Genomic DNA, 12545 nt, shown 5'->3' with positions numbered 1-12545 from the left:
CCGCGGACATGCATATACGGGGCGACCCTTATCTCGACTTCTTGCGAAGGACGGCCATGCTCGGTCTGCTCTCGAAAATGTTCACCTGGTGGAACGGCGCCAGCGCCGGCGCGGTCTTCACGATCTGGCGCAGCGGCGTGAAGGTCGGCGACGACCAGTTCGGCAACCAGTATTATCGCGAAAAGACCGGCGGCACCGGCGCCGACGGCAAGCAGCGCCGCTGGGTGGTGTATAACGGCTATGCCGACGCCTCGCGGATTCCCTCCGACTGGCACGGCTGGCTGCACCACACCTGGGACGAAACGCCCGACGAGGCGCCCCTGCCGCGGCGCGCCTGGGAACTGGATCACCTGCCCAACCAGACCGGCACGCTGAACGCCTATCGGCCGAAGGGATCGCTTGTCGGCGGCGACGGGCGCGAACGCCAGCGGACCGTGGGCGATTACGAGGCTTGGACGCCGAAGGAGTAGGCCATGCGCAGCGGCGCGGTTCTCGAAACGGTTCTTGGCTTCGTGGTGCTGGTCGCCGCGGGAGCCTTTCTTGTTTACGCCCAGGGTCAGATGACCGAGGGGCCAGGACGCGACGGCTATGAAGTCACGGCGCGGTTCAACACGGTGGGTGATCTGGCGCGCGGCGCCGAAGTGCGCGTGGCCGGCGTTCCCGTCGGCGCGGTGCGCGCTGTGGCGCTGGACCCCGAGACTTATTTTGCGCGCGCCGACATGGTGATCCGCGCCGATGTGGAGATCCCTGAGGATTCCACTGCGAAAATCTCCACGGCCGGCCTTCTGGGCGGCTCCTATGTGGAAATCGAACCGGGCGGAGCCATGGAGATGCTCCAGCCCGGCGGCGAGATCACCTATACCCAGGGTGCTGTCGACATGTTCGATCTGATCGGCGAGGCGGTGATGAATCGCGGCGGCGGCGGCGGCGATTCAAACTAGCCACGCTTTGGCCAAACCCTGTGCTTAGGAACGCGCCATGCTTCGACTGACTTTTCTGCTCGCCGCCGCTTCGCTCCTGACCGCGCCGGGCTTCGCCCAGGACGCTGGGCAGGCGCCCGCGCAATCGCAAGACTCGCTGGACGACGTGCTAGGCGCGCGCGATCAGGAGAGCCGGTCTCAGAACCGCCGCTCCCAGGACAGCCGCGCACAACAGCGCCGCGAACGCTCGGGCCCGACATCGCAGCCGGGAACGGTCGCGATCCTGCGCGGTCTGGACAAGGTCACCGCCCGCACCCGTGATTTTGAAGCGCCGGTGGGCGAAACGGTGGCGTTCGGCGCCCTGGACGTGACGGTGCGCTATTGCCGCAAGCGTCCCCCCGAAGAGCCGCCGGAAGTGTTCACCTTCATGCAGGTCAATGACCGGCGCACCGATGGTTTCGGGACCGAGACCGAAGGCGAGCGGATCTTCTCGGGATGGATGTTCGCCTCCAACCCGGCGCTCAATCCGCTGGAGCACCCGGTCTATGATGTCTGGGTGATCGACTGCAGGGCGTAGGCGCCTGACACCCCTTCGGGCATCGCCAGAAAGTCCGCCTTGCGCTCCAGCGCGGCGGCCAGCATGACCTTGTAGGCCCTTCGCGGCACGCCCTTGGCGCCGAACCGCTCCAGATGGGCGGTGGTGAATTGCGCGTCCAGAAGGCTGAACCCGCCGGTTTTGAGACGCGCCACGAGATGCACCAGCGCGGTCTTGGAGGCGTCGGTGGCGCGCGAAAACATGCTCTCGCCAAAAAAAGCCCCGCCCAGCGTCACGCCATAGAGCCCGCCGGCCAGCGCGCCGTCCTTCCAGCATTCCACTGAATGGGCGTGCCCCTTCGCGTGCATCTCCATATAGAGCGACTCGATGGACTCATTGATCCAGGTGTCCTCGCGCCCCGGCGCCGGCTCGGCGCAGTTGCGCACGACGCTGGCGAAGCTGCGATTCACGGTGACGGTGAACACGTCGCGCTTCACCGTCTTCTGCAGGCTTCTGGGCATGTGGAACCCGTCCAGCGGAATCACGCCGCGCACGTCCGGCTCCAGCAGGAAGATTCGCGGGTCGTCGCGCGATTCCGCCATGGGAAACACGCCGCGCGCATAGCAGCCCAGCAATTCCTCAACGCCGAATCCACGCATGTCCGCTCCCTGACGGTCCGCCTCGCCCACATATCCACGCAAAAAGGTTAGCATCTCCATGTGCACCGGGGGAGCCCGGCGCGCGCCGCATACGCACCCCTTTGCGATGATGCGTGGCTGGACAGCAGGCCTGTGCGGCCTAGTCTCGCGCAGCGTTCATCAAAGGAGACCCCCATGATCAAGGCCTGGCAGGCGCCGCGCGCCGGTGCGAAATTCGAGCTCACCGAATACGATCCCGGCCCGCTGGCCGCCGACGATGTGGAGATCGCGGTTGAAAGCTGCGGGCTGTGCCACTCCGACATGTCGCTCCATGACGATGAGTGGGGGATCAGCCAGTATCCGCTCACCCCCGGCCACGAGGTCGTCGGCAAGATCACTGAGGTCGGCCCGAACGTCACCCATGTGAAGCCGGGAGACACTGTGGGCGTGGGCTGGTTCTCGCGCTCCTGCCTGACCTGCGACCCGTGCATGCACGGCGACCACAATATGTGTCAGAGCGTTGAAATGATCGCGGTGGGCCGGCGCGGCGGGTTCGCCGAGAAGGTCCGCGTGCAGGCGAGCTGGGCCAATCTCTTGCCGGACAATCTCAAGGCTGAAGACGCCGGGCCGCTGTTCTGCGGCGGCATCACGGTTTTCAACCCCATCGTCCAGTTCGGCGTGAAGCCCACCGACAGGGTCGGCGTCATCGGCATTGGCGGTCTTGGGCATATGGCTCTGCAATTCCTCAACGCCTGGGGCTGCGAAGTGACCGCCTTCACCTCCACCGGCGCCAAGGCCGACGAGGCGCGCGCCCTGGGCGCCCACCGCATCGTGGACAGCCGCTCTGAAGAAGCGCTGAAAGCCGAGGCCGGCCGGTTCGACTTCATCCTGTCCACAGTGGCGGTGGATCTCAACTGGAGCCTTTATGTAAACGCGCTGGGTCCGCGCGGCCGCCTGCACACCGTGGGTGTTCCGCCAAAGCCCATCGGCGTTCACGCCTTCCAGCTTCTGGGGGGTCAGCGCTCGATCTCCGGCTCGCCCCTGGGCAGCCCGGCGACCATCCGTGACATGCTGGACTTCTGCGCCCGCCACGACATCGCCCCGAAGGTGGAGCGCATGCCCATGAGCAGAATCGACGAAGCGTTCGAGCATCTGAAAAACGGCTCGCCGCGCTATCGCATCGTCCTCGACAACGATTTCTAGCTTGCCGCAGACAACGGGGCCGGCCTGCGCACACGACCCGGCGCGGGCCGGCCTCGATTTATCGGGTCTCCTGGGGAGCAAGGCTCGCCAGCGCGAACTCAGGGCCGGCCCACAATCCCGTCACGGCGCGGATCAGCGCCCCCTTGAAGTTCGCCGTTCTCGCCCACGCGCACGATGTGTATGCCGGAATTTTCCCCGCGGCCGCCCTCGATGGTGAAGCCGCGCGCGCGCAGCTCCGCCAGGATCTCCGGATCAAAGCCGTCCTCGATTCGCACCACGTCGCCGCGCGCCACCACATTGGGAAGGTCGGCGGCGCTCTGCGGATCCAGGCCCCAGTCCAGCATCGCCACCAGGGTCTTGGCGGTGTAGGCGATGATGGAGTTGCCGCCGGGGCTGCCGGTGGCCAGGTGGAACGCGCCGTCCTCGTCCAGCACGATCACCGGGCTCATGGACGAGCGCGGGCGCTTTCCAGGCTCCACCGCGTTGGGCAGGAGAGCGCCGCCGGGTCCGCGCGGCGTGAACGAGAAATCGGTCAGCTGGTTGTTCAGGAAAAAGCCGCCCGCCATGCGCCCTGACCCGAACGGGCTTTCCACGCTGGAGGTCATGGACACCACGTCGCCGTCGGCGTCGATCACCACGAAATGCGTGGTCCCCGGCGCATCGATCGTGGCGTCTTCAGGCTGCGGCGCGGCGCCCGGCGGCATGCCCGCCTCGGCGGTCGCCATGGCGTCGTTCATGTCGATCAGACCTGCGCGCTCTGACAGATAGACCGAGTCGATCAGGCCACGCACCGGCACATTGGCGAAGGCCGGGTCGCCCACATAGCGGTCCCTGTCGGCGTATGCGAGCCGGCTCGCCTCGATGAACAGCGCCCAGCCGTCGGCGGTCTCTGGCCCGTGCTCTGCCATGGCGAAGCGCTCGAGGATCCCGAGAATCCCGTTGATCGCCACGCCGCCCGACGAGGGCGGCGGCGCGGAGCACACCTCAAAGCCGCGATAATCACCACACAGCGCTTCATGGCGGCGGGGCTCGTATCCCGCGAGATCGTCGACGGTCAGCCGCCCCGGCAGCGGCGACTGATTCACCGCCGCCACAATGTCCTGGGCGATCTGGCCCTCATAAAAGCTGCGCCAGTCAGCCGCGATCCGCTCCAGCGTGTCGGCGTAGGCGGCGTTGGTGAGGACGTGGCCCACCGGCCACGGGCTCCCGGAGCCGTCGAACAGATAGGTCGACGCGGCGCCGGTCTCCTCCATATCGGTGAATTGCGCCATACGCGTGGAGTTGGCGTTCAGGCGCGGCGCCACTGCAAATCCGTCGCGCGCCAGGGCGATCGCCGGATCGAAATTGGCCGACCAGTCCAGCGAGCCATGGCGTTCATGGGCCAGCGCGAACATGGCGATGACGCCCGGCGCCCCGGTGGAAAGACCGGATCGCCAGGCCTCGACAAACCCAAGCGGCTCACCGGCCTCGTTCAGGAACATGTCCGGCGTTGCAGCCGCCGGCGCGGTCTCGCGCCCGTCAAAGGCGGTGACATCGCCGCTCGCGGCGTCATAGCGCACCATGAAGCCTCCGCCGCCAATGCCGGAGCTTTGCGGCTCCACCAGGCTGAGCACGGTCTGAATGGCGATGGCGGCGTCCACCGCGTCGCCGCCCTGGCGCAGTATCGAGAGCCCGGCCTCCACTGCATCGGGGTTTGCCGCCGCAACCATGCCGCCCACCCGGCTTCCGGCCGCGGATTCGCGTTGCGTCTGATCTATGGTCGCCGCGCCGGCGGACTCGCCCTGATCGCCCGGCGCCGGGCTGCAGGCGGCCATGAAAAGAGCAAAGGCGATCAAGGCGTACAGGCGTGAGATCATGGCGGTGTCCGATCAGCGGGGTTCAGACCCAAACCATCGCGCGGCGAGGCCCCCGCGTCCAGAGCCGGACAGCGAACGGGGCGGCGCACTGGCGCCGCGCGCCGCGTCGCGTAAGCTGCCGCCCGAACTCGGCGATGGGACGGCGTGACGCGCGTCCGTTACCAGGCGCACTGTTTAACCGACGCCCAAGCGGGCGCCCAAAGTGGCGGATGGCGCCTCAGGATGCTTGGCAATGGCCGGATCAGCTCGCCGTAACGACCTCACTGACATCGCCGGCCTGCGCGTCGGCGCCGCGCAGGATGAAGCCGCGCAGACCGGCGTCAGCGTCGTGCTGTGCGAGCCGGCTGCGGTCGCCGCGGTGGATGTGCGCGGCGGGGGCGCCTGCACCCGGGAAACCGATGTGATGAACCCAGGCGGGCTTGTGGAGACGGTGAACGCTATCGTCCTGTCTGGCGGCTCGGTCTATGGCCTGGCCGCCGCCGACGCCGTCACCGCGGCCCTGGGCGAGGCCCGGACCGGGTTTGAACTGTTTGAGACGCCGGGCCTGCCCGTCTCTCCCATCGTGCCGGCGGCCTGCCTTTATGATCTGGCCAATGGCGGCGACAAGGCGTGGGGGCGCGAGCCGCCCTATCGCGCCCTTGGCTTCGCCGCCCTGGACGACGCGAGGCGAGCCGCCCCGGTGCGCCTTGGCCGCGCCGGCGCAGGCTTCGGCGCCAGCGCCGGCGCTCATCCCGGGGCCATTGGCTCGGCGAGCTGGCGCACCGCCGACGGGATCAGCGTCGCGGCCCTTGTGGCGGTCAACAGTTTCGGGTCGGTGACGATGCCGGGCCAGGACGATGTGTACTGGGCCTGGCCGTTCGAGATAGAGACCGAGTTTGGCGGCGCCCGCCCCGATTCCCGCCGGCGCTTTGACCTGGCTGACTGGGGCGCGGCCAAGTTCAATCCCGGCGCCGCCCACGCCCGCACCCAAACCACGCTCGCGGTGGTGGCCACCGACGCCGCCCTCACCCGCGACGAGGCGCGCCGCTTCGCCGTGATGGCCCAGGACGGGCTGGCGCGCGCCATCCGGCCGGTTCACGCGCCGGTGGACGGCGACGTCGTCTTCGCCCTCGCCACCGGCCCCCACGCTTTACCGGACCCGCGCCCGATCAGCCTGTCCGTGCTGGGCGCGCTGGGCGCCGACTGCCTGACGCGCGCCGTGGCGCGCGGCGTCCACGCCGCCCGGCGGCAGGGATGAGACAGCGGCTGAGAAAAACGCTGCAAATCAGGCGCGGCAAGCGCTTGCCAATCTGAAAACCTGCAGCTAGGTTCCGCGCCTCTCGACGGGGCCTTGCCCCGTGACCGGGACGGCAGGCGCCGGTAGCTCAGCTGGATAGAGCACCAGACTACGAATCTGGGGGTCGGGAGTTCGAATCTTCCCCGGCGCGCCATCAATTACCTGATGTTTGCAACCGCTCGCATCGGCCGATCTGGGCCGGCGCGCGGTGGCGCTAGTGCGGCTGCAGCGCGGTTTTTTCTGAGGTCTCGAACCCGTGCCGGCGCGCGGCGGTGCTTATAAACCCGTTGGGTTGGAAGCTGGCCGCAGATGCGCTCGCGCAGGTTCAGCTTCGGGCGCTCACAGGCCTGATTTAGCGCGTGGCCTGTCCCAACGCCCAACCCCGCCAAGCGTTCACGCATCATTAACTGCAATCACGCATCGTGTTCAGTGCGTATCTTCAGTAAATACATTCAATATAAAGGGGCTGGGTATGGAATGGCGGGCTGGAAAATCAGAATACACGTTACGTGACCATGGCGCGCTGGGCGCCCTTCTCATTTATGACTGGCGGTTGCGCAGCGTTCTTACCGACGACGAGATGTTGGCGACCATTGAAGGACCGCTGACCAAAAGCGTGCTGCGCCATCTTCAGCGGCTGGGCCTGGTGCGCGCCCTTCACGGGGTTCGCCCCCAGGGCGGCCGCATGCGCATCTGGTCGCTGGAGGACGCGCTGCGGGTGCAGGCGGCGGCCGATCTGGTCCGCGCCACCGGCAGGAAGCTTTCGGTGTGCGCCGCCGTGATGGTCAGCGCGCGCGAGTACCTTGATCCGGTTTTCGCAGACTGGGAGCGCCATATCGATCAAAGCGGGACTCTGCGCGAAGACGTGGTGATGGAGGGCGACACGCCGGGGGTTCTGACCCATCCCACCGCTCTGAAGCGCGCGGTTCAGGCGTCGGTGTGCCGGTTCATGGCGCGCAGCCGGTTCGACCAGGTGAGCGCGCCCGCCTTCCTGCTCTAGCGCACGGCGCCTCACGCATTGCAATTTGGCTCAAAACCGGCTCGCATGTCGCCCGAATAAAAAACGGGAGGCGAAACGAACCCATGAGCGATATCCGCTTTGACGGCCGCACGGCCATCGTCACCGGCGCCGGGGCCGGACTTGGAAAAAGCCACGCTCTGGAGCTCGCGCGCCGCGGCGCGCAGGTGGTGGTCAATGATCTGGGCGGCGCGGTGGACGGCACCGGCGGCTCGGCGAGCGCGGCGCAGGCCGTGGTGGACGAAATCAAGGCGGCCGGCGGCCAGGCCATGGCCCACGGCGCCAATGTCTCCAGGCCCGATGAAGTCGCCGACATGGTGGATCAGGCGATCAAGACCTTCGGCAAGGTCGACATCCTGGTGAACAACGCCGGCATCCTGCGCGACAAGAGCTTCTCCAAGATGGATCTGGAGGATTTTCGCGCCGTGGTGGAGGTGCACCTCATGGGCGCGATGATCTGCACGCACGCGGTGTGGGATCACATGAAGGAAAACCAGTACGGCCGCATCGTCATGACCAGCTCGTCCTCGGGCGTCTACGGCAATTTCGGCCAGTCAAACTATGGCGCCGCGAAGATGGGCGTTGTCGGGCTGATGAACGTGCTCCACCTGGAGGGGCGCAAGTACGACATCCGCGTCAACACGCTCTCGCCCACCGCTTATACCCGCATGACTCAAGGCCTGATCCCCGAGGAAGCCGGCAAGCTGATGACCGCAGAGAGCGTCACCGCCGGCCTCATCCCGCTGGTGGCCGAGGACAGCCCGAACCGGCTGATCCTGTGCGCCGGCGCAGGCGGCTTTGCGGCCACGAAGATCTACGAAACGCCGGGTATCTATCTGGAGCCGGAGAAGCAGACGGCCGAAAACGTGTCGGCCGCACTGGGCCGCATTACGGACCCCTCCGGCCAGGAGGAGTACACCGAGGGCGGCTCCCAGACCTTCAAATTCCTCAAAGCCGCCGCCGACCATCACGGCGTGAAACTCGGCTGACCCCCCGCTCACATTTCTTCGACAATTCAAGGAGTTTCACCATGCGTGAAGCCGTCATCGTCTCCACAGCCCGCACCCCGATCGGCAAGGCCTATCGCGGCGCCTTCAACGACACCCAGGCCCAGGCTCTGGGCGGTCACGCCATCAAGCACGCCGTCGAGCGCTCCGGGATTGATCCCAAGGAGATCGAGGACGTCGTCATCGGCGCCGCCATGCAGCAAGGCTCCACCTTCCAGAATATCGCCCGCCAGGCGCTGATCCGCGGCGGCGTGCCCACCTCGGTGGCCGGCCAGTCCATGGACCGTCAGTGCGCGTCCGGCATGATGGCGATCGCCACGGCGGCAAAGCAGATCATCTCAGACGGGATGCAGATCACCGTGGGCGGCGGCCTTGAGTCGATCTCGCTGGTGCAGAACGAGCACATGAATCTGCACAAGGCGTTCGATCCCTGGATCAACGAGCATGTGCCCTCGCTCTACATGTCCATGCTGGAAACCGCCGAGATCGTCGCCGAGCGCTACGGCGTCAGCCGTGAAGCCCAGGACGAGTATTCGCTGCAGTCCCAGCAGCGCACCGCCGCGGCCCAGGCCGCCGGCAAGTTCGACGACGAGATCGTGCCCCTGCCCTCCACCATGCTGGTGAAGGACAAGGCCACCGGCGAAATCTCCAAGCAGGAGGTCACGCTGGACAAGGACGAGGGCAATCGGCCCTCCACCACGCTGGAGAATCTACAGAGCCTGAATCCGGTCTTCGCCAACGGCCAGCAAGTGCCCCAGGGCAAGTTCATCACCGCCGGCAACGCCTCCCAGCTCTCCGACGGCGCCAGCGCCTCGGTGCTCATGGAGCGCAAGGAAGCCGAAAGGCGCGGGCTTTCCCCGCTGGGCGCCTATCGCGGCATGGCCGTGGCCGGTCTTGATCCGGCCGAGATGGGCATCGGGCCGGTCTTCGCCGTGCCGAAGCTCTTGAAGGCCAACGGCCTGACCATGGACGATATCGGCCTGTGGGAGCTCAACGAAGCCTTTGCGGTGCAGGTGCTGTACTGCCGCGACAAGCTGGGCATCCCCAACGAGAACCTGAACGTCAATGGCGGCGCCATCTCGGTGGGCCACCCTTACGGCATGTCCGGCGCGCGCATGGTGGGCCACGCCCTTATCGAGGGTAAGCGGCGCGGCGTGAAATACGTGGTCTGCACCATGTGCGTCGGCGGCGGCATGGGCGCAGCGGGCCTGTTTGAAGTCCTGTAAGCGGCGCCATTTTTCGCTGGTCTCCCTCACGTCCGCTCGGTCGAGCGGCCCATAAGGAGCCGGCGGGCTGTCGCCCTTGGAGACCTGGCGGGTTCGAACATGCGCCTGCAAGGCGCGCCTGATGTCGCGCCCCGCACGATGAAACGGCCGCCGGCGTTTGTTCGCCGGCGGCCGCATTTCGTTGCACGCCGGTCCGGTTCGGCGTATTTGTCCGGACATGATTGACTTGAAAGACGCCTATTTCGCCGCCACGGCGCCGCGCGACGCCGAATCCGATCGCCTGCGCCGGCTGGACGGGTTTTACGCCGCCCAGACGCAGGCCTGGCTGGAGGATGCGGTGGCGTTCCAGCCGGGCATGAAGATCCTTGAAATCGGCGCAGGATCGGGCGGCATGCTCACTTGGTTTGCGCGCAAGACCGGGCCGGACGGAGATGTCCTGGGCCTAGATGTCGACCTGTCGCGCGCCGCGCCGGCGACCGCGCCCGTGCGTCATCTCCAGGCTGACCTTTATGCGCCGGCCGCCGAGCCGGAGGCGTTCGATCTGGTCTATGCCCGCCTTGTGCTCATGCACCTTCCAGACCCGGCGCGCGCCATTGATGCGATGTCTTCCTGGCTGAAGCCCGGCGGCGTGCTGGCCATCGCCGATCTGGACTGCTCCACCTGCACGCCCGCAGATCCGCATGCGCCCGGCGCCGGTGAATTCGCCGAGGCGCTGGACGCCATACGCGCCGCCATGGAAGCCTGCGCCCTGATGGACCCGGCCTTCGGCGCCCGCCTGCCCGCCCTGATCGGCGCGGCCGGGTACCAGAGCGTCGTGGAGCGGCGTTTTGAGCGCATCGTTCAGGGCGGTTCGGACTGGGCGGCCTTCATGGCGCACAACAATATGATGATCGCGTCGGCCATGGACGCAGAAGCGGCCGCCGAGACGGTCTCTCGCCACATGCTGTCGCCGGACACACGCTTTCATGACCAGACGCTGGTCTGCGTCACCGCGCAGAAATCCGAGGCGACGACGCCAAATAGTCGCTAAGGCGCGGGCGCCAGGTGCGTCACCTTGGTCTGGAAGGCGTCGTCATTGCCTTCGATCAAGAGCGGCAGGGCGCGGGCGATCGCGTCGGTGAGATCGGTGAACCAGGTGTCGGCCTTGGCGAAGTCGGAAAGCACCCAGGCGGTGACCTTCGCCTTGTCGCCGGGATGGCCGATGCCGATCCGGCCGCGTTTGAAGTCGCCGTCCAGATGGGCGAGCGTCGAGCGCAGGCCGTTATTTCCGGCGTGACCGCCGCCGGTCTTCAGCCGGAACTTGCCCGGCGCCAGATCCAGCTCGTCATGAAAGACGGTGACCATGGGACTGGGGATCTTGTAGAAACGCGCCGCCTCGCCGATGGAGCGTCCGCTCTCATTGTAAAAGGTCTGGGGCTTGAGCAGCAGGACTTTTTCGCGCCCGCGCGACGTCTCCACCACCGCCTCGGCGGCGGCGCCCTGAAACCGGGCGCGAAAGCCCGACGGGGCGTAGCGTTCGGCGATGGCGTCCAGCGCCATGAAGCCGGCGTTGTGGCGGTTGCCGGCGTACTGGCCGCCGGGATTGCCCAGTCCTGCGATGAGATGCATCCGCGGTCTCCGCAAATGAAAAGGGCGGCCGCTGGAGGATGTCCGGCGCGCCGCCCTTTAATCAAACAGATCTGAAAGTCGGTCGGCCTACGCCTCGGACTCTCCTTCTTCGCCTTCACCCTCGGCGGAGGCTTCAGCGTCGTCGCCCTCAACACCTTCGGCCTCGGCTTCGTCTTCAGTCTCTTCCTCCACGAGGGCGCGCGAGCCCTGCATGGTGGCGATGGTGAAGTCACGGTCGGTAATGGTGGGCTCGACATTGGCCGGCAGGGTGACATCGGAGATATGCACCGAATCGCCGATATCCAGGCCGGAAATATCCACCGTAATGGCGTCGGGGATCTGGCCGGCCGGGCAGCTGACTTCGATCGTGTGACGCACCACATTGAGGACGCCGCCGCGAGTTATGCCCTTGGACTTTTCTTCGCCAGTGAAGTGAACGGACACTTCAACAGAGATGACGTCCTTGGCGTTGACCCGCTGGAAGTCCACATGCAGCGGCAGATCCTTGACCGGATCAAACTGGACGTCGCGGGCGAACACGGTCTGGGTCTCGCCCTTGTGATCGATGGTGATCATGTTGGCGATAAACTTGCCGGAGCCGATCGCCTTGATCAGCTCGTTGTTCTTCAACGAGATGGACACGGGATCCTGGTCGCCGCCATACAGCGTCGCAGGCACAAGGCCGTCACGGCGCGCCTGGCGGGCGCCGCCCTTGCCGGTGCGCTCACGCACCTCAACGGAAAGAACAATGTCGCTCATCGGTCCGGTCCCTCGGCGAAGTCGGTTCAAATGCAAGCGCCGCCGGAAGGCGGCGCTCGGGGTTGGCGCCGCGCCGCCGTAGCGCGCTTCGCCCCATTTCGAGCGCGGCGTATAGCCGATCAGCCAGGGCCACGCAAGCGCGGGCGCTGAATCCGCTGCACCGGTATCGCACGCGCGCCGGGCCCTGTCGCGCCCAGCCCGGAGATATCAGGATCAACACGCCCCCGCCCGGTGATCGGGCTGATCTCAAGCCTCCGCCGCAAAGGCTGAACGGGTCTTTTTAGCGAAGATGTTCCAGGCCCAGCGACACCAGGCCGCCCGACGCAAGAAACAGCAGGCCGGACACCAGCGCCGCGCCGCGCTCGAACGGTCCGGTGATCTCCAGCCGGCGGGTGACCGCAGCCAGAACCGCAGCTTTCGGCGCCAGGCCCGCAATCAGGAAAACCACGCCGCAGACCAGAAGAAACCCGCCCGCGACCATCACCGCAACCATGCCCGC

Annotated in this window: 14 protein-coding genes and 1 tRNA gene; 10 read left to right on the top strand and 5 right to left on the bottom strand. The window is 66.7% G+C overall.

Annotated elements, in window-relative coordinates:
* The first annotated feature begins 56 nt into the window (after positions 1-56).
* The 3 genes from ACWCOP_RS04290 to ACWCOP_RS04280 are packed head-to-tail and all read left to right on the top strand — an operon-like array spanning position 57 to position 1497.
* Positions 57-470: an NADH:ubiquinone oxidoreductase subunit NDUFA12 gene (locus ACWCOP_RS04290; RefSeq protein ID WP_478249992.1), complete on the top strand. Its 414-nt coding sequence runs from the start codon at positions 57-59 to the stop codon at positions 468-470.
* Positions 471-473: 3 nt separating this feature from the next.
* On the top strand, positions 474-941 hold the full coding sequence (gene mlaD / locus ACWCOP_RS04285; protein ID WP_478249991.1) for an outer membrane lipid asymmetry maintenance protein MlaD: 468 nt from the start codon (positions 474-476) through the stop codon (positions 939-941).
* Positions 942-978: 37 nt separating this feature from the next.
* Positions 979-1497, top strand: coding sequence for a DUF2155 domain-containing protein (locus ACWCOP_RS04280; RefSeq protein WP_478249990.1), 519 nt, complete (start codon positions 979-981; stop codon positions 1495-1497).
* On the opposite strand, the gene aat is transcribed toward ACWCOP_RS04280, so the two are convergent.
* Positions 1464-2114, bottom strand: coding sequence for a leucyl/phenylalanyl-tRNA--protein transferase (gene aat / locus ACWCOP_RS04275; protein ID WP_478249989.1), 651 nt, complete (start codon positions 2112-2114; stop codon positions 1464-1466). The genes ACWCOP_RS04280 and aat overlap by 34 nt on opposite strands.
* A 174-nt stretch (positions 2115-2288) precedes the next feature.
* Between aat and ahr the strand changes: the two genes are divergently transcribed.
* Positions 2289-3296: an NADPH-dependent aldehyde reductase Ahr gene (gene ahr / locus ACWCOP_RS04270; RefSeq protein WP_478249988.1), complete on the top strand. Its 1008-nt coding sequence runs from the start codon at positions 2289-2291 to the stop codon at positions 3294-3296.
* A gap of 98 nt (positions 3297-3394) precedes the next feature.
* Here ahr and ggt read toward each other — a convergent pair whose 3' ends face one another.
* The gene (ggt, locus tag ACWCOP_RS04265; RefSeq protein ID WP_478249987.1) at positions 3395-5152 is read right to left on the bottom strand and encodes a gamma-glutamyltransferase; all 1758 of its coding nucleotides are present in this window, start codon (positions 5150-5152) and stop codon (positions 3395-3397) included.
* Positions 5153-5384: 232 nt separating this feature from the next.
* Here ggt and ACWCOP_RS04260 point away from each other — a divergent pair, with 232 nt between their 5' ends.
* The 6 genes from ACWCOP_RS04260 (at position 5385) to ACWCOP_RS04235 (ending at position 10709) form a co-directional block, all read left to right on the top strand.
* Entirely contained in the window at positions 5385-6389 is a 1005-nt protein-coding gene (locus ACWCOP_RS04260) for a P1 family peptidase (RefSeq protein WP_478249986.1), read from the top strand.
* Between the two features lie 116 nt (positions 6390-6505).
* Positions 6506-6582: transfer RNA gene (locus ACWCOP_RS04255), tRNA-Arg, on the top strand.
* 318 nt (positions 6583-6900) lie between these two features.
* Positions 6901-7428 carry a hypothetical protein gene (locus ACWCOP_RS04250; RefSeq protein ID WP_478249985.1) on the top strand — a complete coding sequence of 176 codons (528 nt, stop codon included), beginning with the start codon at positions 6901-6903 and terminating at the stop codon, positions 7426-7428.
* 83 nt (positions 7429-7511) lie between these two features.
* Positions 7512-8435 (top strand): SDR family NAD(P)-dependent oxidoreductase, encoded by a 924-nt coding sequence (locus tag ACWCOP_RS04245; RefSeq protein WP_478249984.1) that lies wholly within the window; start codon positions 7512-7514, stop codon positions 8433-8435.
* Between the two features lie 41 nt (positions 8436-8476).
* Positions 8477-9679, top strand: a complete 1203-nt coding sequence (locus ACWCOP_RS04240; protein WP_478249983.1) for an acetyl-CoA C-acyltransferase — start codon at positions 8477-8479, stop codon at positions 9677-9679.
* Positions 9680-9896: 217 nt separating this feature from the next.
* A complete protein-coding gene (locus ACWCOP_RS04235; RefSeq protein ID WP_478249982.1) occupies positions 9897-10709 on the top strand; it encodes a class I SAM-dependent methyltransferase in 813 nt (270 codons plus the stop codon).
* On the opposite strand, the gene pth is transcribed toward ACWCOP_RS04235, so the two are convergent.
* From pth to ACWCOP_RS04220, 3 genes are all read right to left on the bottom strand, one after another.
* Entirely contained in the window at positions 10706-11287 is a 582-nt protein-coding gene (pth, locus tag ACWCOP_RS04230) for an aminoacyl-tRNA hydrolase (RefSeq protein WP_478249981.1), read from the bottom strand. The genes ACWCOP_RS04235 and pth overlap by 4 nt on opposite strands.
* Positions 11288-11374: 87 nt before the next feature.
* On the bottom strand, positions 11375-12046 hold the full coding sequence (locus ACWCOP_RS04225; RefSeq protein ID WP_478249980.1) for a 50S ribosomal protein L25/general stress protein Ctc: 672 nt from the start codon (positions 12044-12046) through the stop codon (positions 11375-11377).
* A gap of 280 nt (positions 12047-12326) precedes the next feature.
* A complete protein-coding gene (locus tag ACWCOP_RS04220) occupies positions 12327-12539 on the bottom strand; it encodes a hypothetical protein (RefSeq protein WP_478249979.1) in 213 nt (70 codons plus the stop codon).
* Positions 12540-12545: the final 6 nt, after the last annotated feature.

Source organism: Apolloniradiicaulis salifontis (genome assembly GCF_053756655.1).
Note: the sequence above shows the minus strand (reverse complement) of the source record. Positions and strands in the feature narration are given on the sequence as shown.